The 25,430-nt window shown below is 64.8% G+C and carries 27 protein-coding genes and 1 riboswitch; of the genes, 13 read left to right on the forward strand and 14 right to left on the reverse strand.

What is annotated here, in order from left to right:
* Positions 1–486, reverse strand: a 486-nt coding sequence (locus CVM52_RS12955) for a bifunctional hydroxymethylpyrimidine kinase/phosphomethylpyrimidine kinase (protein WP_205964953.1), incomplete at its 3' end; no start/stop codon positions are given.
* Between the two features lie 51 nt (positions 487–537).
* Positions 538–638: riboswitch (TPP riboswitch) on the reverse strand.
* Positions 639–949: 311 nt separating this feature from the next.
* Here CVM52_RS12955 and CVM52_RS12960 point away from each other — a divergent pair.
* A complete protein-coding gene (locus CVM52_RS12960; protein WP_100162919.1) occupies positions 950–1,516 on the forward strand; it encodes a hypothetical protein in 567 nt (188 codons plus the stop codon).
* A 160-nt stretch (positions 1,517–1,676) separates the two neighbouring features.
* Here CVM52_RS12960 and CVM52_RS12965 read toward each other — a convergent pair whose 3' ends face one another.
* From CVM52_RS12965 to CVM52_RS12995, 7 genes are all read right to left on the reverse strand, one after another.
* Entirely contained in the window at positions 1,677–2,327 is a 651-nt protein-coding gene (locus tag CVM52_RS12965) for a phosphoribosyltransferase (RefSeq protein ID WP_100162920.1), read from the reverse strand.
* A gap of 32 nt (positions 2,328–2,359) precedes the next feature.
* Positions 2,360–3,202: an alpha/beta hydrolase gene (locus CVM52_RS12970; RefSeq protein WP_100162921.1), complete on the reverse strand. Its 843-nt coding sequence runs from the start codon at positions 3,200–3,202 to the stop codon at positions 2,360–2,362.
* A complete protein-coding gene (locus tag CVM52_RS12975) occupies positions 3,195–3,932 on the reverse strand; it encodes a GntR family transcriptional regulator (protein WP_100162922.1) in 738 nt (245 codons plus the stop codon). Before CVM52_RS12975 ends, CVM52_RS12970 begins: the two co-directional genes overlap by 8 nt.
* A gap of 1 nt (position 3,933) precedes the next feature.
* Positions 3,934–4,710 carry an ABC transporter ATP-binding protein gene (locus tag CVM52_RS12980; RefSeq protein ID WP_100162923.1) on the reverse strand — a complete coding sequence of 259 codons (777 nt, stop codon included), beginning with the start codon at positions 4,708–4,710 and terminating at the stop codon, positions 3,934–3,936.
* Complete coding sequence (locus CVM52_RS12985) at positions 4,707–5,411, reverse strand: cysteine hydrolase family protein (RefSeq protein ID WP_100162924.1); 705 nt, start codon at positions 5,409–5,411, stop codon at positions 4,707–4,709. The genes CVM52_RS12980 and CVM52_RS12985 overlap by 4 nt, the downstream gene beginning before the upstream one ends.
* Before the next feature lie 14 nt (positions 5,412–5,425).
* A complete protein-coding gene (locus tag CVM52_RS12990; RefSeq protein WP_100162925.1) occupies positions 5,426–6,196 on the reverse strand; it encodes an ABC transporter permease in 771 nt (256 codons plus the stop codon).
* 77 nt (positions 6,197–6,273) lie between these two features.
* Complete coding sequence (locus CVM52_RS12995; protein WP_100162926.1) at positions 6,274–7,386, reverse strand: ABC transporter substrate-binding protein; 1,113 nt, start codon at positions 7,384–7,386, stop codon at positions 6,274–6,276.
* Positions 7,387–7,817: 431 nt separating this feature from the next.
* On the opposite strand from CVM52_RS12995, the gene CVM52_RS13000 reads away from it, so the two are divergent.
* The gene (locus CVM52_RS13000; RefSeq protein WP_100162927.1) at positions 7,818–9,191 is read left to right on the forward strand and encodes a dihydroorotase; all 1,374 of its coding nucleotides are present in this window, start codon (positions 7,818–7,820) and stop codon (positions 9,189–9,191) included.
* Positions 9,192–9,203: 12 nt separating this feature from the next.
* Here the strand turns inward: CVM52_RS13000 and CVM52_RS13005 are convergent, their stop codons facing one another.
* Positions 9,204–10,022, reverse strand: coding sequence for an aspartate dehydrogenase (locus CVM52_RS13005; protein WP_100162928.1), 819 nt, complete (start codon positions 10,020–10,022; stop codon positions 9,204–9,206).
* A 505-nt stretch (positions 10,023–10,527) separates the two neighbouring features.
* Between CVM52_RS13005 and CVM52_RS13010 the strand changes: the two genes are divergently transcribed.
* The 4 genes from CVM52_RS13010 to CVM52_RS13025 all read left to right on the forward strand — a co-directional run bounded on the left by CVM52_RS13010 (position 10,528) and on the right by CVM52_RS13025 (position 13,994).
* A complete protein-coding gene (locus CVM52_RS13010) occupies positions 10,528–11,484 on the forward strand; it encodes a TRAP transporter substrate-binding protein (RefSeq protein WP_172720993.1) in 957 nt (318 codons plus the stop codon).
* Between the two features lie 64 nt (positions 11,485–11,548).
* Positions 11,549–12,025 carry a TRAP transporter small permease gene (locus CVM52_RS13015; RefSeq protein ID WP_100162930.1) on the forward strand — a complete coding sequence of 159 codons (477 nt, stop codon included), beginning with the start codon at positions 11,549–11,551 and terminating at the stop codon, positions 12,023–12,025.
* On the forward strand, positions 12,022–13,296 hold the full coding sequence (locus tag CVM52_RS13020; RefSeq protein ID WP_100162931.1) for a TRAP transporter large permease: 1,275 nt from the start codon (positions 12,022–12,024) through the stop codon (positions 13,294–13,296). Before CVM52_RS13015 ends, CVM52_RS13020 begins: the two co-directional genes overlap by 4 nt.
* Positions 13,293–13,994 carry a cysteine hydrolase family protein gene (locus CVM52_RS13025; protein WP_100162932.1) on the forward strand — a complete coding sequence of 234 codons (702 nt, stop codon included), beginning with the start codon at positions 13,293–13,295 and terminating at the stop codon, positions 13,992–13,994. The genes CVM52_RS13020 and CVM52_RS13025 overlap by 4 nt, the downstream gene beginning before the upstream one ends.
* On the opposite strand, the gene gcvA is transcribed toward CVM52_RS13025, so the two are convergent.
* On the reverse strand, positions 13,921–14,901 hold the full coding sequence (gene gcvA, locus CVM52_RS13030; protein WP_100162933.1) for a transcriptional regulator GcvA: 981 nt from the start codon (positions 14,899–14,901) through the stop codon (positions 13,921–13,923). The two genes, CVM52_RS13025 and gcvA, sit on opposite strands and share 74 nt — an antisense overlap.
* A 312-nt stretch (positions 14,902–15,213) precedes the next feature.
* Here gcvA and CVM52_RS13035 point away from each other — a divergent pair, with 312 nt between their 5' ends.
* Both CVM52_RS13035 and CVM52_RS13040 read left to right on the forward strand, forming a co-directional pair.
* Entirely contained in the window at positions 15,214–16,260 is a 1,047-nt protein-coding gene (locus tag CVM52_RS13035) for a D-2-hydroxyacid dehydrogenase (protein ID WP_172720994.1), read from the forward strand.
* Positions 16,261–16,326: 66 nt separating this feature from the next.
* A complete protein-coding gene (locus CVM52_RS13040) occupies positions 16,327–17,544 on the forward strand; it encodes a pyridoxal phosphate-dependent aminotransferase (protein WP_100162935.1) in 1,218 nt (405 codons plus the stop codon).
* 56 nt (positions 17,545–17,600) lie between these two features.
* Here the strand turns inward: CVM52_RS13040 and CVM52_RS13045 are convergent, their stop codons facing one another.
* On the reverse strand, positions 17,601–18,500 hold the full coding sequence (locus tag CVM52_RS13045) for a LysR family transcriptional regulator (protein ID WP_172720995.1): 900 nt from the start codon (positions 18,498–18,500) through the stop codon (positions 17,601–17,603).
* Positions 18,501–18,890: 390 nt separating this feature from the next.
* On the opposite strand from CVM52_RS13045, the gene CVM52_RS13050 reads away from it, so the two are divergent.
* Genes CVM52_RS13050 through CVM52_RS13060 form a run of 3 tightly spaced genes read left to right on the forward strand, consistent with a single transcriptional unit; the run spans position 18,891 to position 20,260 of the window.
* Positions 18,891–19,319 carry an Hsp20/alpha crystallin family protein gene (locus CVM52_RS13050; RefSeq protein WP_100162937.1) on the forward strand — a complete coding sequence of 143 codons (429 nt, stop codon included), beginning with the start codon at positions 18,891–18,893 and terminating at the stop codon, positions 19,317–19,319.
* A 14-nt stretch (positions 19,320–19,333) separates the two neighbouring features.
* Complete coding sequence (locus CVM52_RS13055; RefSeq protein ID WP_100162938.1) at positions 19,334–19,729, forward strand: Hsp20/alpha crystallin family protein; 396 nt, start codon at positions 19,334–19,336, stop codon at positions 19,727–19,729.
* A 30-nt stretch (positions 19,730–19,759) separates the two neighbouring features.
* Positions 19,760–20,260, forward strand: coding sequence for an Hsp20/alpha crystallin family protein (locus CVM52_RS13060; protein ID WP_100162939.1), 501 nt, complete (start codon positions 19,760–19,762; stop codon positions 20,258–20,260).
* Between the two features lie 79 nt (positions 20,261–20,339).
* Here CVM52_RS13060 and CVM52_RS13065 read toward each other — a convergent pair whose 3' ends face one another.
* Positions 20,340–21,284, reverse strand: coding sequence for a LysR family transcriptional regulator (locus CVM52_RS13065; RefSeq protein WP_172720996.1), 945 nt, complete (start codon positions 21,282–21,284; stop codon positions 20,340–20,342).
* 92 nt (positions 21,285–21,376) lie between these two features.
* On the opposite strand from CVM52_RS13065, the gene CVM52_RS26595 reads away from it, so the two are divergent.
* Entirely contained in the window at positions 21,377–21,598 is a 222-nt protein-coding gene (locus CVM52_RS26595; RefSeq protein ID WP_133119843.1) for a hypothetical protein, read from the forward strand.
* A 406-nt stretch (positions 21,599–22,004) separates the two neighbouring features.
* Here CVM52_RS26595 and CVM52_RS13070 read toward each other — a convergent pair whose 3' ends face one another.
* Entirely contained in the window at positions 22,005–23,105 is a 1,101-nt protein-coding gene (locus CVM52_RS13070) for a ParB/RepB/Spo0J family partition protein (protein ID WP_100162941.1), read from the reverse strand.
* The gene (locus CVM52_RS13075; RefSeq protein ID WP_100162942.1) at positions 23,102–24,409 is read right to left on the reverse strand and encodes an AAA family ATPase; all 1,308 of its coding nucleotides are present in this window, start codon (positions 24,407–24,409) and stop codon (positions 23,102–23,104) included. Before CVM52_RS13075 ends, CVM52_RS13070 begins: the two co-directional genes overlap by 4 nt.
* Before the next feature lie 495 nt (positions 24,410–24,904).
* Here CVM52_RS13075 and CVM52_RS13080 point away from each other — a divergent pair.
* Positions 24,905–25,430: hypothetical protein (locus CVM52_RS13080; protein WP_100162943.1), on the forward strand; the 526-nt coding region annotated here is incomplete at its 3' end.

The raw sequence follows: 25,430 nt of genomic DNA on the forward strand, positions 1-25,430 counted from the left end.
GCCCTGGGCTTCGATCGTCTGCGCATCGCCGGCCTGCGCGCCGCGCAAAAGCCGCGCCGCTTCGGGCAGGTTCGGCGTCAGCACGTCGGCGCGCGGCAGCAACAGCTCGACCAGCGCGGCTTCGGCGTCTGCCGCCAGCAGGGCATCGCCCGATTTCGCCACCATCACCGGATCCAGCACCACCGGCCCGTCATAGCCGCCAAGCGCTTCGGACACCGCGCGGGTGATTTCGGCGGTGGCAAGCATGCCGATCTTGATCGCGGCGGGGGGAATGTCGTCCAGAACGGCGGCGATCTGCGCCGCAACCATGGCAGGCGTGATCGCCTCCACCCCCAGGACCCCCCTGGTGTTCTGCGCGGTGATCGCGGTGATCGCGCTCGTGCCATAGACCTGTAACGCCGAGAAGGTCTTGAGATCGGCCTGGATACCGGCGCCGCCGCCGCTGTCGGATCCGGCAATGGTCAGTGCGGATGCAGGTCTGGTCATGTCTTCCTCCACGGCGGGGGCGGAGGAGAAACGGCGGCTTTGTTCAGTCGCGCCAGATCATGTTCCGTTCCCTACGCCGGTATTGTCCGGATCAGGTTCGATGGGTTAGCTTGCGCCTCTCAGCCCCAGACGGGGCACCCCAACGGATTTGCGCAATCGCTTAGCAGCCGGTTTGCGGGATTGCAAGGCTCGGGCGGTTCCAGAGCACCAGACCCCCTGCATATCGCAGCCCCTGCGCCTACCGCGTCCGGCGGGTCCGGCCGACCATGTCCACCGGCACAGCACGAATTTGCCTAATTAAATGATCGATTTAGGCAAATCACCGCCGAACCGGGACCACCGTGCGCGGCGCCCTCTCAACAATGGAACATTCACCGCCTCCATCCGTTGGCGCTACTCGGGGTGGCCGGCACGGCCGGTTGCGTCGAACCTTGAAAGCGAAACGACTAGAAAGGTGTGAACAATGAAACTTACGAGTATTGCAGCCACAGTTCTTCTGACCACAAGCCTGGCAACGCCCGGCCTCGCCCAAAGCCTGGGTGCCGGAGCCGGAGCCACTGCCGGTCTCGGCGCCGATGCAAGCGTCGGCGATGCCGGCACCAGCCTGGGCGGCAATGCCGGGGCGAATGTGAACGCCAATGCCGGCGCCTCGATGGCCACTGATGGCGCAACCGGTTCCAACCTGAACGCCGATGCCAACACGCGCGGCAATGCCGGTGCAGCGGCCCAGGCGGCCGCCGATCTGAACATCGGCACCGAGGTTCACTCCTCTGACGGCGTGTCGATCGGCACGATTGCCGAAACCCGCACGAATACAGCCGGTGGCACCCAGGCCGTGATCAACGTGGACGAAAGCCTGGGCCTTGCGGTCCGCCAGGTGGCGATCAGCGCCGCCAGCCTGACTGCCGGCTCGGAATCCAACCTGACCATCGATATCGAGGCGGAAGATTTCCGCGATCGGATCCATGCCCAGCTGGAAGGCGGCGCTGACGCGCGTGCCACGGCAGAGGGTGGCGAATCCGAAGGCTGATCCGTCCTCAATTGCATATGCCGAGCCGGGTCCGCCCCGGCTCGGCATCAACGGGTGCAAGACGCCACCCGATCTTTCCCTTGATCCTACCTATTCGGCCCAGCGGTCCTCTGCCGCCCGGTCACAAGGTCATTCCCCTGTTGCCGCGCGGTCAGCGGCCCTAGTCCAAGGCCTGCCAGCCATCGCATCCGCGCGTCAGGATCGGGGTGGCAAAGGCACCGATGACGCGGTCGGGCACCGCCTCGACCCAGCGCTCGCCCTGCAACATCGCTGCCCCCACGGCCATCGGGCGGATACCGGCGCGGTCGAGCAACGCAAGCACAGTGCGCATCGACGCCCCCGAAGACAGCACGTCATCAACCACCAGCACCCGGCGGTTCTTCAGCAAGGGCAGCATATGCGGATCGACATAGAGCCGCTTGCCCCCACCCGGCGTGGTGATCGAGGACAGCGGCAGCGACAGCGCCTCGTCATACCAGAACTTGCGCGAATATCCCAAAGGCACCAGCCGCGAGTGGCCAAGCCGCCGTGCCACCGCCTCCGCCAGCGGCAGGCCCAGGGTCGGCACCGCCACCACCACGTCGGGCGCCAGCGGCGCCAGTCTCTCGGCCAGCACATCCGCGATCAGGTCAAGCACCCGGAACGAGGCCTGGTTCAGGATCAGCGAGACCACCGCCCGGTCGCCCTCGGGCAGCACGCGGATCGGCAGCAGGATCTGCTGCCCGCCGAGATCGACGGCAAAGCTCTGTTGGTCGGGCTGAACACCCGGCGTCAGGTTGCGATAAAGCTCCTGCCAGACATCGAGTCGCATCGGGCCTGTCTCCTGTTTACGGCGCGGGCGGTTCAACCGGCCAGGATCGCTGCACGGACCTTGCCGAACAGCGCGCCGCTGGCGGTGCAGAATTCCTCCACCACCGAATAATGGTTGCGCCCCGGGGCGATATGATCCTCCACCGCGATGCCGCGGGCGGTACAATAGGCCAGCAAGGCGCGGTGCTGCCAGTGGAACCCGGCGATCTCGTCGCCACCGATACTGGCGATCAGCCGCGCCGGGGCGGCCTCGGCCTGCAGCAGAGGCGAGCAGGCGGCGGCGGTCTCGGAATCCAGCCCCAGCTTGGCGTTATAGATCGTGTCCAGCACCGGCCGCATGTCGTAAAGCCCGCTGATCGGGAAACAGCCCTTGACCAGGCCGGGCAACTCCGCCCGCGCGCCCCAATCGGCAAGGCCCAGGCACAGCGCCAGGTGCCCGCCCGCCGAATGGCCCGCCACGAAAATCCGCTCCGGATCGCCCCCGTGATCGCCGATATGGCCATGCACCCACAGCAGCGCGCGCCCGGCGCTTTCGATGATCGCGGGCAGCCCGGCTTCGGGGGCCAGCGGATAGCCAATCGCCACCACGGTGATACCGGCCTGCACATAGGGCGCCGCCACAAAGCTCAGCGAGGATTTGTCGAGGAACTGGAACCAGCCGCCATGGATGAACATCAGCACCGGTGCGCCGGGAACCGCCGCGGGAAAGATATCCAGCCGTTCGCGCGGGTGATCGCCATAGGCCAGATCGGCGGCGCAGGCCATGTGCCGGCGCACAAAGGCACTGGTATCGCGCCACAGCTCGGCATGGCGGTAATGCTCGGGCACCGCCACCTGGTTGTTATAGGGCAGCGGACCGGGAAGGGGCTCAGACATCGGGCAGGGTCTTTCCGTCGCTGGCGTCGGTGCGCGCGCGGGCCGCCAGATAACGTTCGAAATGGCCACAGATCGCCTGGCCAATGCCTTCGAGATGGGCGCGCAGCAGCGCGACGGCGCGCTCGGTGTCGCCCTGCCGGCAGGCGGCCAGGATGGCGCGGTGCTCGTTGTTCGACTCGCGCCCGTGATCGACCTCGCCCATGTGCAGATGGACATAGCGCTCGGCATGGCTGTGCAGGCCCTGCAACATCTGCATCGACAGGTCGCGCTTTGATGGCGCGTAAAGCGCCGAGTGGATCAGCCAGTTCTGCCGGCCCAGCTGCGCCACCGGCGCGGTCTCGAACACCTCGATCAGCTCGCCGACACGGTCAAGCGTCGCCGGGGTCAGGGCCGGCACCGCGGCGCGCAGCAACTCGGTCTCCAGCAACACCCGCAGCTGGAAAATCTCGCGGATCCGGTCCGCGCGCAGATCGGTGACAAAGACCCCGCGGCCGGGATGGGTCACCACGAATCCCTCGCCCTCCAGACGCGCCAGCGCCTCGCGCAGCGGGATCTTCGAGATACCGAATTTCTGCGCCAGCGGATCCTGCCGCAACGGCGTGTTCGGTGCCAGTTCGCCGGATACCACCGCATCGCGCAGCACATCTACGATGGCCTCCACCTTGGATTGCGGCCGCTGTTCGTTCCAGCGCGCGGCAAGATCGTCGAAAGGGTCGCTCGTCCCGGTCATGTCAGCCCTTATAGCCTTCCTCGATCTTGTCGCGCAGCGTCCCGCACAGGCGCACAAAGTCCGGGTCGGACTCGATCTGCGCCTCGCGCGGGCGCGGAAAGGGCACCATCACGTCGTGGCAGATCGCCGAGGGCCGACGGCTCATCACCAGGATGCGGTCAGACAGAAACACCGCCTCGCGGATCGAATGGGTCACGAAGATTGCGGTCTTGTGAAAACGGTCCCAGATCGCCGCCAGGGCCACGTTCATCTCGTCGCGCGAGATCGCGTCGAGCGCGCTGAAGGGTTCGTCCATCAGAAGGATTTGCGGATCGGTGATCAGCGCCCGGCAGATCGCCACCCGCTGGCGCATCCCCCCCGACAGCTGGTCGGGCCGCTTGTCGCGGAACTCCCACAGCCCCACCGACTCAAGCAGTTCGCGCGCACGCTCGCGATAGGCCTCGGTGCGCCCATCGCGCAGCCGCACCGGGAACAGCACATTGTCGAGCACCGAGAACCACGGCAGCAGCGTCGCGTCCTGAAAGACATAGCCCATGTCGCCGCGCGGCGCCTTGACCGGTTCACCGCCGATGATGATCTCGCCGGTCGAGGGCGTCTCGAGCCCGCCGATCATCGACAACAGCGTCGACTTGCCACAACCCGAGGGCCCGAGGATCGACAGGAACTGCCCGGACGGCACGGTAAAGGCGGCCTGCTCGACCGCCTGCACCTCCGAACCCGCGGCCCGATAGGTCTTGCTCACCCCCTCCAGGGTCAGAAAGTCGCTGACGGGCGTCATGCGGCGGACTCCGCCCCGGCATCCCCCGCCAGCGCCTCGCAAAGCGCATCGGTGTCGGTGGTCCAGCCGAGGAAGTTCTCGATATTGTGGCAGGTGGCGCGAAAGATGCTTTCGTCGCCGGCCTGCATCGTCGCATCGGCCACCATCAGGCAAAAGAACTCCTTGTGGAAACCGTCGCGGATCGTCGATTCGACGCAGACATTGGTGTTCACCCCGGCCACCACAAGATGGGTGATGCCGCGCCCGCGCAACAGCGCCTCAAGCCGCGTGCCGCAGAACGCGCTATAGCGCGACTTGTGCAGCACAATCTCGCCCGGTGCCGGCTGGATGGCATCGACCAGCTCGTAATCGCGGCTGCCCACGGTGATCAGCTTGCCGCGATATTCGGGATTGGCGCGCATGAATTTCAGCGGGTTCGACTTGTGATAGACCGGCGAGCTTTCGGGCCCGGCCTGGGTCAGTTCCGGGTCAAAGCCGTTCTGCAGGTAGATCACCAGGATATTTGCGGCCCGCGCCGCCGCAATGCAACGCCCGACCTGGTCGATCACCCGGTCAGAGCCCTCGACGCCAAAGCCGACAAGGTCGAGATAGCCCCCCTTTGACAGATAGGCGTGCTGCATGTCGATGACGACAAGCGCGGTCCGCGCCGGGTCGCAGACCAGCGGCTCGGGGCGAGCCGGGATGGAGATGGGATCAGACATGGAATTTCCTGGGGTCAGGCACCGAAACGGCGGCGCAGCTGGATTTCGATCAGGGCAATGGCGCCGTAAAACACCAACCCGAAGGCGCAAAGCACCGCGACCGCGGCAAAGATCAGCTCGGTCTCGGCCTGGGCCGAGGCGAACAGCACCAGATAGCCAAGCCCCGCCTGCGAGGTGATGAATTCGCCCACGATCACCCCGATGATGGAAAAGGTGGTCGCGATCTTCATGCCGCTGAACACGTAAGGCAGGGCAAAGGGCAACCGCACGTCGCGGAAGACCTGCCATTCGCTGGCCCGCAGCGCCCGGCACAGCCGCAGCAGGTTGCGGTCGACATTGTCCAGCCCGGCCAGCGTGGCGATGACAACGGGGAAAAAGCTGATGAACACCGCGAATGACAGCCGCGATTCCGCGCCGATGCCCAGCCAGACGATGAACAGCGGCGCCAGCGCGATCTTGGGAATAAGCTGGAAAAACACCACGTTGGGATAAAGCGCCTCGCGCAGCGTGCGCGAGGTGCTCAGGATCCCGGCCAGCGCGATGCCGACCACCGTCGAGATGGCAAAGGCCACCACGCTTTCGAACATGGTGGGCAGCGCATGGCGCCAGATCAACGGCAGAAACAGCTGCTCAAGCTTCAGCCAGATCGCCGATGGCGCCGGCAGCAACACCGAAGGAACCTCCAACCCCCGCACCGTGACCTCCCAGATCAGAAGGCCGGCCGCCGCGGTGCCCGCGGGCAACAGCAGTTTGCGCAGGTGCGTTACCGCATCGAGTCGTGTCATGTCAGAGGGGTCTTTCCTGCTGGGCGGGCGGCACCGCGGCTGCGGCACCGCCCGTCAGTTCGTGTGGCGCGCGGCGGTCAGGCCTTGCCGAAATACTTGGCGTATTCGGCATTGGCGGTCTCGACGGCGGCCCATTCCTCGGGGCTCAGCGTCACGTTGCCGATGAATTCGTTAGTGATCAGCTCTTCGGTCGGCGGCACCACCGGATTGTCCACCGTGCCAAGGTCCAGCACGCTCTGCATCATGCCGGGGATCTTGCTCAGGTCGGAATATCCCAGCGCGTTGTCCATCGCCTCGGCGCGCAGCGTGACCAGCTGCGCGATCCCCTGCGAGATTTTGGCACTGGCCAGCCCGTTGGCGGTCAGCCCGACTTCGGGAACGATCTTGGCGAAGGCCTCGATCGATTCCTCCGGGTTCTTCAGCGTATGCGCATACGAACCCAGCGTCGCATCCACCACTTTCTGGCAAAGCTCGGGATTGTTCTCGTAAATCTCGCGGCGGGTGACGATTTGCGCGGCATAAAGCTCCACCCCGAAATCGCTCCACAGCATAAAGCGCAGATCCGCGCCGGCGGCGGCGATATTGGGGATCGAACTGCTGCCGATCGCGGTGATCGCATCGACCTGGCCGTTCATCATGGTGCGTTCGATCACCTTGCTGTCGATCTGCACGATTTCGACCTTGCTGGTGTCGATTCCGGCCTTCTCGGCAAAGGCCGGCCAGAACGGCGCCTCGGCCGAGGTCGGCACCATGCCCAGGGTCTTGCCCTCCAGATCGGCGGGCGCCGAGATGCCGCTGTCGGCCAGCGTGGCGATGCCCATGGTGGCGTCATAATAGATCGTGGCCAACACCATCAGGTCCAGCCCGCGCGCCTGGGCCAGCATATTGCCGCTGGCAAACACCACGCCGAAATCGAACTGCTCATTGGCAACCGCCTGGGCCGCGGCCACCGAGCCGAAACCGCGCGAGACCTCCACATCAATGCCCTGATCGGCATAGATCCCCAGTTCCTTGCCCAGCATCGGCCAATAGTTCGACCCGTTCGCGACCCAGGGCAGGGTCAGCGCCACCTTGGTCATGTCCTGCGCCCAGAGCGGGCGGGTCGAAAGCGACAGCATCGGCGCGGCCAGCGCCGCGCCGCCGATACGCAGCGCCTGGCGCCGCGATAGGTTGAGAATGGATTTGGCCATGGCGAGGAGGTCCTTTTGGCGGGAGGTTTCGAAGTGGCGCGCAGCGTCGTGTCCCGTTTCCGGCGGCGCCAGATGATTTGGTATATCGTATACTTTCGCCGGTCTGCCCGCGGCGCGTCCATTCGCAACCGGCCGAACCGCCCCCGCGCGCGCCGCATTTCACCGGAAAGGGCATAAATTCTGCGCAGATTTACCCGCGCGGCCGGATTTTTCATCGCTCCGCGAACGCGCCACCGCCGGGCGCGCACCCTGGGAACGGCTTCGCCTCGCTGGACAGCCGCGACAGCGGGGGCTAAGCCCGCGGCCAGAACGGAAGAAACCGGGGCCGCAGGTCCGAAGGCCGCCCGCGGTTCGGGCCGCGCGCGTTGCCAACGGCGACACGCGCGGAAACCGGCAAGGCGATGACCGGCCGATCCAGACGAGGGGCAGACATGTTTGATATCGTGATCTCGGGCGCGCAGGTGCTGCTGCCCACCGGGCTGTCCCGCGTAGACGTGGCGATCAGCAACGGACAAATCGCGGCGCTCCATGCCCCCGAAGACCAGGTGGCGGCCAGAGACCGGATCGCGGCCGAAGGCCTGACGCTGCTGCCCGGCGCGATTGACACGCATGTCCACGTGCGCGCCCCCGCCTTTCCCGAGCGTGGCACGGTGCTGACCGAAACCAGCGCCGCCGCCGCCGGCGGTGTCACCACGATCCTGGAAATGCCGGTGACCATCCCGACCACCACAAGCGTCGAACAGCTGCACCTGCGCCGGGCACATTTCGAGTGCGATGCCTTGGTCAATTTCGGGCTCTATGCTGGCCTGGGCGGGATCGACGCGGCACAGGCCTGCGCGCTCCGAGAGGCCGGCGCCCTGGCGTTCAAGATTTTCACCACGGCGGTTCCGCCGGGCCGCGAGGCGGAATTCGACGGCCTGGCCTGTCCCTCGGAAGACCAGCAGTTCAGGGCGCTGGAGGCTGCCAACGCCGCCGGCCTGCCCCTGACCGTACATTGCGAAAACGCCGGGCTGCTCAAGCTCTTCGGCCAGCGCAGCGCAGGGTCTAACAAGGCCGAAGCGGGTTTTTTGAACGCCGCGCGCCCAGCCATCTGCGAAGCCGTCGCAGTCGCCGCCATCGCCGCGATGAACGCCGAAATCGGCGCCAAGCTGCATATCGCGCATGTGACCAGCGAACGCACCGCCGAGGTGCTCCGGCGCTTTTCGGGCCTGTGCGACCTGACGGCCGAGGTCTGCCCGCAGTCGCTCTATGCTTCGGAAACTGACCTCGCCAGGGCGGGCGTGGATGGCAAGACCATCCCGCCGATCCGGTACGAGGCCGACAGCCAGGCGCTCTGGCGCGCCCTGGCAGATGGGACAATCACCCAGGTCGCAACCGACCATGCGCCTTTCGACGCCGCCGAGAAACAGGCCAGCGCCGCAGATTTTGCCACCGCCCCGGCGGGCGTTCCCGGGCTTGAAATCCTTGTGCCGGCGATGCTCGACGCGGTGGCGACACAAAAACTGTCCCTGCCAAAGGCCTGGGATCTCGTCTCGGCCAGCCCGGCACGACGTTTCGGGCTCCAGGGGCGCAAGGGCGAGATCGCGGTCGGCCAGGACGCGGACCTGATCCTGGTCGACATGTCGGCGCCAACCGAGATCCGCAAGGACACGCTGTTCACCCAAGCGCGGGGTGCGGCCGGCCTCTACGCCGGCCGACGCTTCCAGGGCAAGGTCAGGCGCACCATCGTCGGCGGCACAACCGTGTTCAACGACGGCGCGATCACCGGCCGGGGCGGCGAAGGCGCATTCGTTCCCCCCGCCTGAATCCGCCCCGCGCTAGGCGCCGATGACCAGCGGCGCGGTCAGGCGTTTCAGCGTCGAGATCACGCTCAGGGGGGTGATCTTGCCGGTCTTGGGGTTGTCCTCCGAGGGAATATTCTCGATCTTGAGCGTCAGGTTGGCGCTGTCCGAGACCACCTCGATCACGTGGGTGTTGCGCTGAACCGTGGGATCGGCCCAGACCTCGAGTTGCGTGTGCTTGGTCCCGATCCCGGCAAGCCCAAGCGCCACCGCGACGTTCAGGTTGGCGGGGAACCCTTCGATCGCATCCGCGGCCGAGCCCGCATAGCATTTCACCGGCTCGGTGACAGTGTCGAGATCCAGCCCCATCTTCTCGATCGCCGGCGCGCCCTTGAGGCCCTTGGGCGGTTTGCGGGTGACCATGCGGACGCTCTCGATCTTGCCCTGCGCCGCCGCCTGCACCGCATCGAGCCCAAGCAGCGCGCCCGACGGCACAAGCAGCCGCCCACCCGTCCGCGCCGCGATGTCCTGCAAATGCGCATTTGTCAGCAGCGCCCCGACACTGATCACGATCATCACCTTGCCGGCTTCCAGCGTCGGGCGCGCGACGGTATCCAGCAGATGCGCGGGGCAGCATTCCACCACCACATCCGCGCCGTCCGCCAGCGCCTCAAGCGGCAGGACATCATAGGCGCGGCTGAAACTGCGCGCCATATAGTCCCCGGCTGCGGCGGTGTCGCGGGCCGAAACCGCCACCAGCTCCAGTCCGGGAATCCCTGCATCCAGGGCCGCGGCGACGGCTTTGCCGATGGCTCCGAACCCACCCACGGCAATCTTCAAGCTTGGAGTCTTCATGTCACTTCACCGTCTTGTTGTTCTGCATGTTGTTCTGCATGACCCGTCCGGCGCGGATTTCACCCTCGCACCTGGCGGTATTCGGTATCTAGAAACCACCGCAGCGCGGCGAGGGCAAAATAGTTCTACTGCCTGATAGCCACAATTTAAGTTATGGATCAATCGACCACCCTGCACCGGGCACCGGCCACCCCGGGCCGGCATCTTCACATTCCGCCACTTCATTGGGCACGGGCGGCACCGCAAAGACCTTATGGCCAACAAGATCGGCGCGATCCTGAACTTGACGCCACGACCGCGTTGACAGCGCCGCGCGCGCGCCGACGAGGAACGCCCGCAAAGGCCCAAACATTACATTTTGTTATGCTTCAGGCAATTTTAATCGCTGGCACCGGCACTCCCACGGGTCTTACAGTTTTCATATCACGGAAACACGACAATCCACTCGGCATCGGAGGTCGACCCTATGACAGTATTTTCCAGGTCAATTCTAACAGGCGCCTGGATGGCGACGCTCGGCGCGCTTGTCGCCACCGCAGCCGCCGCACAGGAGTACCAGGTCCTGTTCTCGCACGGATTCAAGCCGGACTCGCCGCATCACGCCGCCGCCCTCCAGATGGTCGATGAAGTGGCCGAGGCGTCGGGCGGGCGGGTCGAGATCAAGGTCTTCCACTCCGGCCAGGCCGGCACCGCCCGCGAGAATTTCGAGGCCCTGCAACTGGGCAGCCTGCACATCACCACGTCGCCCACCGCCCGCATCGCCGGCTTCGTGCCCGAGCTTCAGGTCTTCGACCTGCCCTTCCTGTTCCCCTCCTATGACAAGATGGTCGAGGTGCTCGATGGCCCCGTCGGCCAAGAGATGCTGGGCCTTCTCGAGGCGCAGAACGTGCTGGGCGTGGCCTTTTACATCGACGGCCTCAAAAGCATGACCGCCAACAAACCGCTGCGCACGCTGGCCGATTTCGAAGGCTTCAAGATGCGGACGATGGAAAGCCCGATCATCATGGAGCAGTACCGGGCGCTTGGGGCAAACCCGGTTCCGCTCGATTTCCTCGAAGTCTACAACGCGCTTCAGATGGGCACCGTGGACGGCCAGGAAAACCCCATCAACCTGATCCACGACATGAAGTTCTACGAGGTGCAGGATTACCTGACGCTGACCGATCACGCGATGCTGGGCGGCCTGCTGATGTACAGCCTTGACTGGTACAACGCGCTGCCCGAGGACCTTCAGAAGATCATGCACGAGGCCGGCGTCACCTATGTTCAGCGCCAGCGCACCGGTGTCCAAGAGATCGTCGCGCGCGACCTCGAAACAATCGCCGACTCGGGCACCACGATCGTGGAACTGACGGCGCAGGAGCGCGAAGCCTTCCGCCAGGCCACCCTGCCCGTTCATGAAATCTACACCGAAAAATACGGCGACGAGATGCTGAATCGCATTTACGAAGCCGCGAAGTAACGCGCAAACACACCGGCGGGCGCAGTGATACGTCTCTGCGCCCGCAGACAGGCAATAGAAGAAGATGAAACGCGCATTCGATAAATTCTCCATCGTCGAAGGCTGGTTTGTCGGCGCGCTGCTGATCGCGGTGACCGGCATCCTCTTCCTCAATGTGGTCATGCGCTTCGTGTTCAATAACTCCCTCGGCTGGGCCGAGGAGTTCTCGCGCTACAGCATTGTCTGGGTCACGATGATCGGCGCCAGCCTTTGCGTGCGCAGCGGCGCCCACATCGCCATCGATCCGCTGTCGCGCTTCCTGTCGGCGCGCGCGCTGCGATACCTGAACATCGCGGTGATGATCTTCTGCTGCATCGTCTGCATCGTGCTCTGTCACTATGCCTGGGCGATCACCGAGAAAATCGGCCGCCTGGGCCAGCGCAGCGCCACGCTCAACATGCCCATGGCGCTAGTCTACGCGGCCATGCCGGTGGGATTTGCGCTGATGGCGGTTCACTTTCTGGTCGCCGCCTTCGGCATGCTGCGAAAGGACACCGCGTGAGCTGGGTGCTGCTGCTGCTTCTCGTCGCCCTGCTGCTGACCGGAACGCCGATCTTCATCGCCATGCTCAGCGCCACCCTCGCGGTGACCTGGTATTTTGTCGGGCTGCCGCTCGAAGGCATCATGCAGCGCTTCATCTCGGGCATCGACAAATTCTCGCTGCTGGCGATCCCGCTGTTCATCTTTTCCGCCAACATCATGCGTTCCGGCGGGCTGTCGACCCGGATCATCGCGCTGTCACAGGCCCTGGTCGGGCACCTGCCTGGCGGCATGGCCCTGACGACAATCGTCGCCTGCATGCTGTTCGGCGCCGTCTCGGGTTCAAGCCCGGCAACCGTGGTCGCCATCGGCGGCATCGTCCTGCCCGCGCTGAAAGAGGCGCGCTACGGCGAGCAGTTCTCGGTCGGGCTGATCACGTCAAGCGCCTCGGTCGCCCTGATCATCCCGCCCAGCATCGGCATGATCGTCTACGGCGTGGTCACCGGTACCTCCGTGGGCGATCTCTTCCTTGCCGGCATCATCCCCGGGCTGCTGCTCGGCCTGACATTCATGGCCTACGCCTATGCCTATGCCGTCCGCCACCGCCTGCCGCTGGCGCCGGCGCCATCGCTCGGCCAGGTCTGGCACGCCTTCCGCGATGCGGGCTGGGCGCTCGGTGTGCCGGTGGTGATCATCGGCGGCATCTACGGGGGCGTCTTCACGCCCACCGAAGCCGCCGCCGTCGCCTGCATCTACGCGGTCGCGGTCACCGCCCTCGTCTATGGCGAGATGAACCCCCGCCGCCTGCTCGACTGCGCCATCGAATCCGCCATGGGCACGGCGCAGATCATGATCCTGATCGGCGCCGCGTCGGGCCTCGCCTGGCTGCTGACAATCGAACAGGTGCCACAGCAGCTCTCCGGCACCTTGCTCGGCTTCAGCGAGTCCAAGATCATGATCCTGCTGATGATGAACCTGATCCTCATCATTGCCGGCATGTTCATCGACCCAACCTCGATCACCATGATCTTCGCGCCGATCTTCCTGCCGATCTGCCTCGCAATGGACATCAGCCCGATTCACCTCGGCCTGATCCTCGTGGTGAACAGCGCGATCGGAATGTACACGCCGCCCTTCGGCTTCAACCTCTTCGTCGCCTCGGGCATCTCCCGGCTGTCGATCGACCGCATGGTGCCGGGCGTGCTCCCCTTCATCCTCTGCGGGATCGCGGCGGTCCTGCTGATCACCTTCACCCCGCAGCTTTCGCTGTGGCTGCCGGAGCTGCTGCGATGACCGGGGCCGAACCGCTGTGGAACGTCGCCGACCAGCTTGCGCCGGGCCGTGCGGCGCTGCTGATCATCGACCTTCAGAACGACTTCACCCACCCCGATGGCCACCTCGCCCGGCGCAAGGGCGTGGACGTCACGCCCGTGCGCAACCGCTTCGCCGCAGTCACCCGGCTGGTGACCCAAGCGCGCCGTGGCGGCGTGCCGGTGATCTGGCTGTCCGTCGTGCACGACGTCGCGTCCGAGCCGGCGAACTATCTCGCGGCGCAGCTCGCCAAGCCGCCCGGCGCAGAGGCGATCACCCGCGACGACTTGCTGGCGCATCGCGGCACCTGGGGCTGTGCCTGGGACGCGGCCCTGCCCACGCCGCTGGAGGCCGAAACCCGCCTGGAAAAACCGGGATATAACGGCTTTCACCGCACGCGCCTTGCCGAGATCCTGGAACAACGCGGCGTTTCCACGCTGGTGTTCTGCGGCTGCAATACCAATGTCTGCATTCAGGCCACCGCGGCCGAGGGGTTCGCGCGCGGATATTACATCGTGCTGGCCAGCGACGCCTGCGCCGCCCTGGATGGGGAACAGGCGCACCAGGCCGCGCTTGCGACGCATCGGAAATATTACGGGCACACGCTCACGACATCAGAGATCCTGCCGCATTGGCCTCCGCTTGGACCGCGGGCAGATAGCTCTCCAGCCACGCCCTGAAGATCCGAACCCGCTTCTGTTCCCACCCGGTCTTGCGGCCGATAAGGTAATATTGGCCGGCGCTGGGGACCCGCGCGGGAATCGCCTGCACCAGCAGGCCGGAGCGGATGTCGTCCATCACCAGCACGTCCGGCACCAGCGCGATACCCCGTCCCTCCATCGCCGCCTGGATGGCCATGAAGAAATGCCCATAGGCCGGCCCGTCATTCTTCCGTTCGACGGCCCAGCCGAGGGCCTGAAGGAAATCGGCCCAGGCATGTTGCCGCGTCGCCATGTTGATCAGGGTGGCCGCGTTGGCATCCGCCGCCGTTTTCACCAGGCCGCGCTCGGCGATATAGCCCGGCGATGCAACCGCCACCATGCGGTCCGGCATCAGCTGCAGAAACTCCAGCTGATCGTCCCGCTTGGCCATCTCCAAATCGATGCGCACCTGCCCCTGGGCCCGCGTGTCCATCACCGGCGAACCAACCCGGATTGCCAGGTCGACATCCTCGCGGTCGAAATCCACCGGCCGGATCGAATTGACCAGGTGAATCTCGATATCCGGATGCTTCTCCGAAAAATCGACGATGCGTGGCATCAGCCATTTGACCGAAAAGGTCGGCAGCACGGAAATGGTCAGGATCCCGTTGCCCCGGTTGTCCCAGACCCGATGCGCCGCGAACTCGATCTGGTCGAATGCCTCTTTCAACGCGGGAAACAGGCGATGCCCGGCCTCGGTCAGTTCCACCGACCGGGTAAGCCGCTTGAACAGCGGCGTGCCGAAATCTTCCTCCAGCAGCTTGATCTGGCGCGACACTGCCGCCTGCGTCACGTTCAGCTCTTCGGATGCATTCGAAAAACTGAGGTGTCGGGCGGCGGCCTCAAAGGTCTTGAGCGCATTCAGAGAAGGAAAACGGCGCGGCATGCTGGGGCACGTCCCGTGATGGATAATGAATTCTCATGCACTCTAGTGGATCGGGCCCAGCTGGCAAGCCATCCCCGGGCCGGGCCAATGCCACATGCAATTGGCCGCAGGCCCCGCTTGCTGGGCAAACCCAGGCGAACGCAGGCCCGTCGCTCCCGGCGCAAAATTTCTCTTTCGTTTCATGATGGTCCAATTTTCTTTTTCCCCCGGCACCCGCGCCGTAATCTGCGCACCAACCAGCCCGCCCAAACCATCGCCCCGCGGCGGTTCGAACAGCCCCCCGCACCCGCCAGCGACGACCAAGGAAGACCCATGTTCAAAGCCTTTATCTCGACGCCCCTTGAAGACGCCCAGGTGGCGCGCATCCGCGCCGCCGCCGCCGGCGATGTCGAGGTGATCTTCGAACCCGACCTGCTGCCGCCGACCCGCTATGTCGCGGATCACAAGGGCCCGGACGGATGGGAACGGACGGCAGAGCAAAAACACCGCTTCCACGCGCGGCTGGCCGAGGCTGACTTTCTCTGGGACCTCCCGCCGCTGCATATGCTCCCCGCGCAGGACATGTCCTTCGCGCCAAATCTGAAATGGGTCCAGACCACAAGTTCCGGCGTCGGCCCGATGGTGGAGGCGCTGAACATGAAGGGCAGCGGCGTGACGGTCACCACCGCGCGCGGCGTCCATGCGGTGCCGCTGGCAGAATTCACGCTGATGGCGCTTCTGATGCATTTCAAAGACGTCCGGCACCTGCGCAGGCAACAGGCCGCGCATCGCTGGGAGCGGTATTGCGGCGACGGTCTCGAGGGCAAGCTGGTCGCCATCGTCGGCGCCGGGGAAGTCGGGCGCCGGGTGGCCGAGATCTGCAAGTTTCACGGCATGCGCATCGCCGCGATGAGCCGCAGCCTGACCACCGCAGCGGCGGCCAAGCTGGGCTATGACGAGATCTTCCGAACCTCCGACCTGACCGAGATCGCCGGGCGTGCGGATGCGATGGTCCTCTGCGTGCCGCATACGCGCGAAACCGAGGGCATGATCAGCCGCGAGGTCATCGCCGCGATGCGCCCCGAGACCGTGCTGGTCAACATCGCAAGAGGACAGGTGGTGGACGAAGCCGCGCTGGCCGAGGCGCTGGCGCAGGGCCGTCCGGGCTTTGCCGCGCTCGACGTGGCCGCGGTCGAACCGCTTCCCGCCACCAGCCCGCTCTGGGATCTGGACAACGTGCTGATCAGCCCCCATTCGGCGTCCACGGTGCAACGGGAAAACGCGCTGATCGCCGATCTCTTCATCCACAACATGCGCTGCCTGGTCGAGGGCCGCACCGGCGAGCTGCGAAATGCCTTCGACATGGACGGCATGTACTAGCGGTAGCAGGCTGTCCCGCCCTCCCGGCGGCGCGCAAACCAATTGATTTTCAAGAAGGAGTTAAAAATGTCGATCGAAGCCAAGTTCCACAAGCTCGGCACCGACAATGCGCCAGGACAGGAAGTCCGGCAGGCCGGGAGCGAGGCCGAGTCCCGCTTTCACGGCCCCAAGCTGGACGGCACACCGGTGGATTTCTCGCATGGTGACGTCGATGCACATACCCCGACTCCGGGGGCGTTCGACCTGTTCCAGCAGGGCGTCGCCATCGGTGGCGCGCAGGCCTATACCGAGTATCGCGGCGATCAGCAGATCCGCGCGCTTCTCGCCCCCCGCCTGGAAGAATTCACCGGAGCGCCGGTCGATGCCCGCGATGGCCTGATGCTGACACCCGGCACACAGGGCGCGCTGTTCCTTGCCGTGGCCAGCACGGTCGATCGCGGCGACAAGGTCGCGATTGTCCAGCCCGACTATTTCGCCAACCGCAAACTTGTCGAATTCTTCGGCGGAGAGATGCTCCCCGTTCAGCTGGAATACGAACAGGCCGCTCCAGACGAGGCCGGGTTGAACCTGAAACAGCTCGAAGCCGCCTTCAAGGCCGGGGCGCGGGTGTTCCTGTTCTCCAACCCCAACAACCCGACCGGTGTCGTCTATTCGGCCGACGAGATCGCCCGCATTGCCGCCCTCGCCGCCCGCTATGGCGCCAGCGTGATCGTCGATCAGCTTTACGCCCGCCTCCGCTATGCCGGGGTAAACTATACGCATCTCCGCGCCGCCCAAGGCCTGCCGGAAAACGTGGTGACGATCATGGGCCCCTCGAAAACCGAGTCGCTGTCGGGCTATCGCTTGGGGGTGGCCTTCGGCGCGCCCGCAATTCTGACGCGGATGGAAAAACTCCAGGCCATCGTCAGTCTGCGCGCGCCGGGCTATTCGCAGGCCGTGCTGCGGGGGTGGTTCGACGAACCCGAAGGCTGGATGAGCGCACGTATCCAACTGCATCAGCAGATCCGCGACGATCTACTGGAAATCCTGCGCGCGGTTCCCGGGGTCACGGCGCGCACCCCGATGGCGGGCAGTTACCTGTTTCCCCGGCTGCCGCGCCTAACCCTCGATCCCGCCGATTTCGTGCGCGCGCTGCGGGTCCAGGCGGGTGTGACGGTCACCCCGGGCACCGAGTTCAGCCCGCATTCGGCGGCCAGTGTGCGGCTGAATTTCTCGCAGGATCGCGCCGCATCGGCCGCCGCCATGCACCGCATGGCCGAACTGATCGAACGCTATCGCGCCTGACCGGGCGCCCGGCGCGGGCAGACCATAGACCTTGCCGGGCCGCGTCGGCGGCATCGTCAGCCCGCGGTTCGGGCCGGTCCCCGCGCAAGGCCGGCGGCGCATTCCGTGACCAGGGCCCGGAATGCCACCCACAGCGGATCGTTGCGGTTTTTGTTCGGATACATCAGGCAAAGCTTGCGATCGTATTCCGCCGCAAGCGACGGCGAAACATGCACATCCGGCGCAAACCGGTCGAGCCCGCGCCAGTGGGGCACAAGCGACACGCCCAGCCCCTCGCTGACCAGGATCGCGATGGTTTCCAGACTGTCCAGCTCCACCATCGGGTCGATCTTGATCCTGCGGTCGCGCAGGAATTTCTCGGCAATCATCCCGCCCCATGAATGGGTGTCATAGCGCAGATAGCTGCTCTCGCGCAGCAGATCGTCGATCGGGCGATCGGGCCGGTCGCGGCTGATCATCACAAGCGGTTCCGACACAAGCGGCTCGACAAGCGCCGCCTTCGGCAGCTCGAAATGCGGCTCTACAAACAGCGCGGCGTCAATTTCATCGCGGCAGAACCCCGCGTAAAGGTCCTTTGACGTGCCTGGTATCAGGTGCAAACGCAGGGCCGGCAGCTCCGCCTTGATCCGCCGCAGCAGAGTGGGAACGAGATCCTGGAAAAGCGTCGAGATCACGCCAACGCGGATATACCCGCTCATCCCGTCCATATCCGCCTTCTCGGCCAGGTGATGCGCCAGCGTGACCAGCTCTCGGGCATGCGGCAACAGCCTGAGGCAGGCTTCGGTGGGCCGGGAGCTCTGCCCGACGCGTTCAAGCAGCTGAAATCCCAGTTCGGTCTCAAGCGTCTGGATGCGCTGACCAACCGCGGCCGGCGTCAGCCCCTGGCGCCGTGCTGCCGCGGCGATCGACCCCTGTTGTGCAACCTGCAGCAGGCTTTCCAGCAACTTGGTATCCAATGGATTTCCTATCTTCTGCCCCGTGAATAGAAAGCAATACCATTCCTTTTGCACGCCCCCAAGGGGCGGCAAGGCAAACCGCGCGCCCGATCTGGCCGGCGGGTCGGGCACCATCCGCGGGTCCAAAGTCAGTAAAAAAAAGCGCGCGCCGAGATCTTGAAGCCGCCCGTTTGCGTCACTTTATTTGCTGCGGAACGCCCAAACGGGGTTTCACAGATACGCGACAGGTTCGGCTAGTACAGCGGACCGCCAATCGTTCGCTTTCGGGAACGCAAGGCACACGCGACGATACCGCTCCGCACCTCAGGCGGAGAACCTAGATGCATGTCTGTCCTCCACGGGCGTTCAGTTGGCGTGAACTCGTCTTAACTGATCAAACGGAGGTGAAACATGTACTTCCCCACCTATGCCAACCGCAGCGATCCGCTGGCGCTGATGCGCTCGATGTTGCGCGATTTCGATCCGGGCAGCCGCGCGCGGACGCGCCCGCCGGTCTTCCCGGCCGTCAATATCTGGCAGGGCGACGATGCGATTGCCGTCACCGCCGAGCTTCCGGGGGTTGACCCGTCCGAACTCGACGTGTCGGTCAATGACAACCTGCTTACCATTTCCGGCAAACGCGCCGCCCCCGAGGCCGGCGATGGCGCCACCTGGCACCGCCGCGAACGCGGCTTCGGCGAATTCAGCCGGGCCATCCGCCTGCCCTTCGAGGCCGAGGACGACAAGGTCGAGGCGCGGCTGCAAAACGGGGTGCTGCGCGTCGTGATCGGCCGGCCCGAGGAACAGAAACCGCGGCGGATCCAGATCCAGGCCGCATGAGAGGAGGACAAACCATGGCAAAAGACGTGAGCAATCCGGGCAAGCGTGAAACCGACATGCCCGAAACCACCCATGGCGGGCGCGTCTACCGGCCGCTGGCCGACATCGTCGAAACCGGCGATGGCGTGCAACTGATGCTCGAAATGCCCGGCGTCTCGCGCGACGATCTCGATGTGACGCTGGAAAAGCGGGTGCTGACAATCCGCGGCAAGGTGCATCCGACGGCCCCGGACAAGCTGGACCTGGTACATGCGGAATATGGCGAGGGCGATTACGAGCGCTCGTTCTCGATGTCGCAGGACTTCGACCCCGACAAGATCGAGGCGTCGTTGTCCAATGGCATCCTGACATTGACCCTGCCGCGCGCCGAGGCCGCGAAACCGAAAAAGATCGCGGTTAGGGCCGCATGACCCCTGCCCCTTATTGCAAGGAGACTGCCAATGCAGATCAAGGATCTGATCCCCTGGGCGCGCAAGGGTGACGCGCCTGCCGGCAAGACCGGAGACAATCCGGTCGCCACGCTGCAACGCGACATGAACGATGCGGTCGAAAAATTCTGGAACCGCTTCGGCCAGGGCCTGAACGGCTTTGACTGGCCGTGGGGCGGCAACGAGGCACGCTCGGATGTCGTCGAAACCAAGAATGCCATCGAAGTGTCGATCGAACTGCCCGGCATGGATATGCAGGATATCGAGGTCAACGTGAGCGATGACATGCTGACTATCAAGGGCGAGAAAAAGGTCGAACGGCAAGAGGAGAAGAAAGGCTATTACCTCTCCGAACGCAGCTATGGCGCGATCTATCGCACCATCCCGCTGCCGCCGGGTGTCGATGGCGAAAAGGCCGAAGCCAGCTTCCGGAACGGCGTGCTGACCATCAAGCTGCCGCAAACCCCCGAGGCACAGGCCAAGGTCCGGCGGATCGAGGTGAAACACGCCTGATCGCAGACGCGCCGCTGGCCCCCTGCCAGCGGCGTTTTTTGCATCCGGTTCTAGACCCACCCAAAACCCTTGTTAGAGACTATTCCACCCCGGCCCTGAAGGCCTGTGCCTGCATGGCGCGCGCATGTTCCAGCTTATAGGCGGCGCGGAACCGAGGGGCGAAGAACTTGGCAAAGGCCCGGACCTCGGGGCGCTGATAGGCATCGGGGCTGATCACCAGCCACGAGGTCACATCGGTCCCGTCCGGCGGGTCAAAGCAGCGCACCAGCGACGGGTAGTCCAGCGCCAGCGTCACCGGCACCGGGCCGATGCCCAGCCCGGCCTCGACACTTGCGGTCACCGCTTCGGTGTCTTCACACCGGGCGACGATCTGCTCGGGCGCGATCCGCTCCAACAGCCAGGTGTTCAGCGGCATCGATCCCGGCGCCCGGTCGAACACGACAAAGCTGTGGCCGGCCAACTCGGGCGCCGAGGCCGGCAGACCATGGCGCAGCGCATAGCCGCGCGAGGCAAACAGCGTCGATGCGACATGGGTAAGCCGCGCACAGATCAACCGCGCATCATCGATCTGCGGCGCGATCCGGATGGCGATATCGGCGTCCCCGGCCACCAGGTCCAGTACCTCATAGCTTGCAATGAATTCGAACCGGGTGCCGGGATTTTCGGCGATGAATTCGGCGATGATTGCGGTGAAGATCGGCGAAAAATTCCGGCGCGGGGCGGTGATCCGGATCGCCTGCGCATTTGCCCGGCGCGCCTGCGCCGCCGCCGCGCCAAAGGCATCGGCGGAGTCTTCCAGCCGCTCGGCATGCGGCAGCAGACGCCGGGCCGCGTCGGTGGGCCGAAATCCGTGGGTGTCGCGATCGAACAGCTTCAATCCCAGCGCATGTTCCAGCGCGCTGATCCGCCGCGTCACCGTGGGCTGCGACAGGCCAAGCTTGCGCGAAGCGGCCAGGGTCGATCCGTTCCGGCAGACGGCCAGAAACACCCGAACATCCGACCAGTCCAAGAACGCGCTATTCATTTTCGAAGAACCGCACTGCGCCAAACCAAATACCACGAAACGCCAAGCCGGCATAGTATCCTGCGCAAGCTTGCCGCAAAGGGGCATATGAAATGACCGGTCTGGTACTGTCATCGCGCATGATCTCTGTTGTCCTGAACGCCAGGCCAATGCGGCTCCCGGAACGCCCGCCGCGGCCGGAACAGCCCGCCGACGCCGAGGCGATGCGCGGCCGTCAGCGGCTGCTGATCGACCTGGTGAATACCCATCCCGACGCCTTCACCTCGGAGGAGGGTATCGGCTGTGCGATGGCGTATCTCTCCGGCCGATACTGACGCGGCGCGGTCACGGGACGCCGACCGAGTTTGCGCAGCCCGGCGCAGGACCAGGGGTTAGAGCCACTTGGCAAATTGGTCACAGCCCTTCGTCGGCGTCCTTCCGGACAATGACTTCAGGGGCAGTTTGGCGCATAGTTGGCGTGTCAGACGCGCGCGCCGGGACCTTTCTTGTGGTCCGCGCTCAAGGTGCGGCCCCGGCGTTTTGGGTACTGGAATTGACCTGAAACCGCCGGAAATCGTCCACCCCAGTTATGTCCAGTAACCCCGCCTTATCGGACAGCGACAGCAGGTCCCGGACCACCCGCCTTCACGCCGCTAGCTCCAGCCTATGTCCACGCCCACAGTGCCGCGCTGGCGATCCGGCATGGGTGGCGCGACCTTACCCGTGGGTAAGGCCCCTGCCCTAACCGTCGCCCTCCAGCGCGTCGAAGAACGCCGCCACCGCGCGTTCCAGGTCGCGGCGGTCGATCATGGTAAAGTCCCGGTCACAGCGCAGCTCGAGCCGCCCCTGCGACGCGTTGCAGCGCGCCACCGCACCATCGCGATTGACCTGGAAAGTGGTCTTGGCCCTGCGCGGCTGCACTGATGCCGGCGCCGCGGCCTTACCCGTGGGTAAGGTTTTTGGCGCCTCGCCTTCGGTCAGGAACGACCGCAAGATCGCCACCTCGCGCGCCGCGTCGCGCTCTGGCTCGGCCAGCAAGGCGGAACTGACCGCGCTTGCCCGCCCCGGCTCGCTGTCCAGCTTGCGTTTCAGTTCCACCCCGACATTGCGCGGAATCTCCTGCGGAAAGGCCAGGCATTTGTCCAGCTGCGCCAGCAGGCTGGCAAAGGCGCGGATATAGCTGCGCTTGGTATAGCTGGCGGATTTGAACAGCACCGCCACCGCCGCATCGACGCCGTCGCAGTCATTGTCGGGATCCTCGGCATAGCGGCGCGCCAGGGTTGCCATTTCGGCAAAGGAGATATCCTTGCGAATCAGGTTCTCGTCCACCATCCGGCGATAGCTGGCCTGCGGCTTGTCCAGTGTGCCGATGCCGGCCGGGATGGTGGCAAACCCCGCCTCGCCGGTTTCGGCCAGCAGCTCGCGATAGGCCTGCAAACGCCGCATGCCCTGCACCAGCTCGTAATTGCCATCCTCGCGCGCTTCGACGCGGATCGGGTTGGACAAGCCAACCTCGCGGATCGAGGTTTTCAGCTCGGCCAGTTCGTCGTCGGGGCCGGCCTTGCGGTCACGCAGCAGCCGTTCGCTCACCACCTTGTCCAGCGGGATCCGGTCAACCACCAGGCCCTCGCGTTTCAGCCGCACGAATTCCTGTGCCAGCTTCTGGTTCTCTTCGACGATCGACTGTTCGGTGCTGCGCCGGTCACGCAGCGCCTCGGCATTTTCGGAAATCGCCGCGGCCATCGGCCCGCGCCTCGCCAGCGCCTTTGCCGGGGTCTTGCCGGTTTCCATGTCATCCACCGGCGGCACCTCGATATCGAAGATCCTGCGCTTCCTGCTCATTCTCCGGCCTCCACTTTGTCCCAGGCGGATATCACCACGTCGCGGAATTCCTGATAGGCATTGTCAAAGGTCGACCGCGCCCGGCGCCAGGTTTCGCGCGTCATCTCGCGATAATCCATTTCATAGACCGAACTGAGGAAGCGGCCCGACTGTTCAACCGCGCGCGTCATCTCCACCGGGTTGGCGGCAACCCGGTCGCCGAACACCTTGCGGAAGGCATCGAACATGGCGCGGTGCAGGTCGTTTCCGGGCTCAAACCGGGTCAAGAGAAAGCGGATATCACAGAAAGATTTCGGAAGCGTTACCTTACCCGTGGGTAAGGTTGCGTCGAACCCGGCGGAGAGATCTTCCAGCGCTTCGGACAGCTGACCGATAAAGCTGGTGGTGGAATCATATTCCCAATAGCCGGGCCCGGAAGGGATATAGAGCACATCGGCGGCAAAGACCGCGTTCATCGACTGATAGCCGATGGCCGGCGGGCAATCGAACAGGATGAGGTCATAGCTGTCATCCGGGATCTGATCGAGATAGCGCGACACCGCGGCAAAGAACGACCAGTCCGGATTGAGGTGCCGGTACTGCGCCGAAGCAAATTCGACAAAGGCCGCGTTGGCGCAGGAGGGGATCGCATCGATGGTCGGCCACGAGGTGGGGCGGATAAAATCGGCAAGCCTGAGCTCGCCCAGGCCCAGCCCGGTGATCGAGGCGGGCAGATGGCGGCGGGGCAGGGCGGCGCCGGTTTCGGCGCCGACCGGGCCGGTGTTCATCCGCTCGGTCTCGCGGATCAGGTCGCGCGCCATGATGCCCCAGACGGTATGCTCCTCGGACACATCGGTGAGGCCCATGGAATGGCTGAGCGTGGCCTGCGGATCGAAATCCACCACCAGCACGCGATAGCCGTCCAGCGCCGCGGCATGGGCGAAATGCAGCGCCACGGTGGATTTGCCGGCACCGCCCTTGAAATTGGCAATCGCCGCGCGCACCGCGCGTTTGCCGGCGGGGCGGGGCGGCATCAGGCTTTTGCGGTTGATCTTGAGCTTGCGGCGCAGCGCGTTGATCTCTTCGAGCGAGAACCAGCGCTGACGGCCATCGGGTTCGACCTCGCCCACCGGCAGCGAGGGATCGGCGGCCAGCTTGCCGCGAAAGGTGGATTGGTTGACCCGGAAGATCAGTTCGGAGACCTCCCAGGAGGAGAAGCGGCGCAGGGTCTTTTCCATCTCGGGGCTGAAGGTCTGCTGCCGGATCCAGCCCTGGAGTTTGAGCGATTGCGCCTGGAGCCTGCTCAGGTCCTCGTGCGTATACATGCGGTTTTCCGTTTTTTAGGACGCCAATTCGTTGTGCTTTCCCATTTACGCTGAATTTGCGTTTTGCGCAAAAGGAAATATCCTGTTTTGGCAGTCGCGACAGGCGCTGCGGTGGAAATCGGAAGACTCTGAAGATCAAGGCGAAACCGATTCGGCCGCCACGGAAAACGACTCGGGGGCAGGGGGCCGCAAGACTTGTGGGGGAACACCAGATTTAGGGGGACGTATTTTGGCGCTACGCGACAGATAGGGGGACATTTTGGCCTAATACGGGGACACCCTGGATGTCCCCCCTCACCAGAGATTCTCCGAATTCATTCAAAATGGTTTCGATTTTTTAACTCAAACTCAATTCGCCGCGCTCAATGCCTTGACAGAATCGGATCGTTGGACGCTAATTGTCAGCAAGCTTGGAAAAGCGTTTGATAAGCTGAGACAACCAGGCGATTGAGGCGGGGCGTCCCGCACAGAATAAGAAAAGAGCGGAGCTCTTGTATGTTGGCGACCAAGGCAGTCGGGCGCAATGCCGCGGCGATGAAATACGATATTCTCTCGGCGCTTGGCGTGGCGGCGCTGGCGGGGGACAAGCATCGGCAGAAGCTGACACTGCGGCTGATGGTGTTGATCACCAGCCGCTATAACTGGCAGGCCGGCGAGCTGTCGATCGGGCGGGCCGAGATTGCCCGACTGTGGTCGGTGGACGAGCGCACGGTGAAACGCGAACTGGCCAAGTTTCGCACCCTGGGCTGGCTGCTGGTGAAACGGGCGGGCGCGCGTGGGCGGGTCACGGTTTACGAGATCGATCTGGCCCAGGTGCTGGCCGATACCCGCGGGGTCTGGCCGACCATCGGCAGCGATTTTGCCGCCCGCATGGAAGGCCCCGAAGCGGTGCCCGCGCCGGCGGATCCGAAGGTGGTGCCGTTCCAGCGCGCCGCGCCGGTTGCCGCGACGGTTACTGGGACGGAGGGGCAGGGCGGGTTGTGGCCGCAGGTGCTGCAGGCGCTGGAGGCGCGCGACCCGG

It is taken from the genome of Pseudooceanicola lipolyticus (genome assembly GCF_002786325.1).
GTDB lineage: Bacteria > Pseudomonadota > Alphaproteobacteria > Rhodobacterales > Rhodobacteraceae > Pseudooceanicola_C > Pseudooceanicola_C lipolyticus.

Coding starts and splice junctions, on each gene's coding strand:
- CVM52_RS13055 (WP_100162938.1), top strand. CDS start 19,334: ATGGCAAAAGACGTGAGCAATCCGGGCAAGCGTGAAACCGACATGCCC.
- CVM52_RS13070 (WP_100162941.1), bottom strand. CDS start 23,105: ATGAGCAGGAAGCGCAGGATCTTCGATATCGAGGTGCCGCCGGTGGAT.
- CVM52_RS12980 (WP_100162923.1), bottom strand. CDS start 4,710: ATGACGCCCGTCAGCGACTTTCTGACCCTGGAGGGGGTGAGCAAGACC.
- CVM52_RS26595 (WP_133119843.1), top strand. CDS start 21,377: ATGACCGGTCTGGTACTGTCATCGCGCATGATCTCTGTTGTCCTGAAC.
- CVM52_RS12960 (WP_100162919.1), top strand. CDS start 950: ATGAAACTTACGAGTATTGCAGCCACAGTTCTTCTGACCACAAGCCTG.
- CVM52_RS12985 (WP_100162924.1), bottom strand. CDS start 5,411: ATGTCTGATCCCATCTCCATCCCGGCTCGCCCCGAGCCGCTGGTCTGC.
- CVM52_RS13025 (WP_100162932.1), top strand. CDS start 13,293: ATGACCGGGGCCGAACCGCTGTGGAACGTCGCCGACCAGCTTGCGCCG.
- CVM52_RS13035 (WP_172720994.1), top strand. CDS start 15,214: ATGTTCAAAGCCTTTATCTCGACGCCCCTTGAAGACGCCCAGGTGGCG.
- CVM52_RS13065 (WP_172720996.1), bottom strand. CDS start 21,284: ATGAATAGCGCGTTCTTGGACTGGTCGGATGTTCGGGTGTTTCTGGCC.
- CVM52_RS13015 (WP_100162930.1), top strand. CDS start 11,549: ATGAAACGCGCATTCGATAAATTCTCCATCGTCGAAGGCTGGTTTGTC.
- CVM52_RS13005 (WP_100162928.1), bottom strand. CDS start 10,022: ATGAAGACTCCAAGCTTGAAGATTGCCGTGGGTGGGTTCGGAGCCATC.
- CVM52_RS13010 (WP_172720993.1), top strand. CDS start 10,528: ATGGCGACGCTCGGCGCGCTTGTCGCCACCGCAGCCGCCGCACAGGAG.
- gcvA (WP_100162933.1), bottom strand. CDS start 14,901: ATGCCGCGCCGTTTTCCTTCTCTGAATGCGCTCAAGACCTTTGAGGCC.
- CVM52_RS13040 (WP_100162935.1), top strand. CDS start 16,327: ATGTCGATCGAAGCCAAGTTCCACAAGCTCGGCACCGACAATGCGCCA.
- CVM52_RS12970 (WP_100162921.1), bottom strand. CDS start 3,202: ATGTCTGAGCCCCTTCCCGGTCCGCTGCCCTATAACAACCAGGTGGCG.
- CVM52_RS13000 (WP_100162927.1), top strand. CDS start 7,818: ATGTTTGATATCGTGATCTCGGGCGCGCAGGTGCTGCTGCCCACCGGG.
- CVM52_RS12995 (WP_100162926.1), bottom strand. CDS start 7,386: ATGGCCAAATCCATTCTCAACCTATCGCGGCGCCAGGCGCTGCGTATC.
- CVM52_RS12975 (WP_100162922.1), bottom strand. CDS start 3,932: ATGACCGGGACGAGCGACCCTTTCGACGATCTTGCCGCGCGCTGGAAC.
- CVM52_RS13075 (WP_100162942.1), bottom strand. CDS start 24,409: ATGTATACGCACGAGGACCTGAGCAGGCTCCAGGCGCAATCGCTCAAA.
- CVM52_RS13060 (WP_100162939.1), top strand. CDS start 19,760: ATGCAGATCAAGGATCTGATCCCCTGGGCGCGCAAGGGTGACGCGCCT.
- CVM52_RS13050 (WP_100162937.1), top strand. CDS start 18,891: ATGTACTTCCCCACCTATGCCAACCGCAGCGATCCGCTGGCGCTGATG.
- CVM52_RS12990 (WP_100162925.1), bottom strand. CDS start 6,196: ATGACACGACTCGATGCGGTAACGCACCTGCGCAAACTGCTGTTGCCC.
- CVM52_RS12965 (WP_100162920.1), bottom strand. CDS start 2,327: ATGCGACTCGATGTCTGGCAGGAGCTTTATCGCAACCTGACGCCGGGT.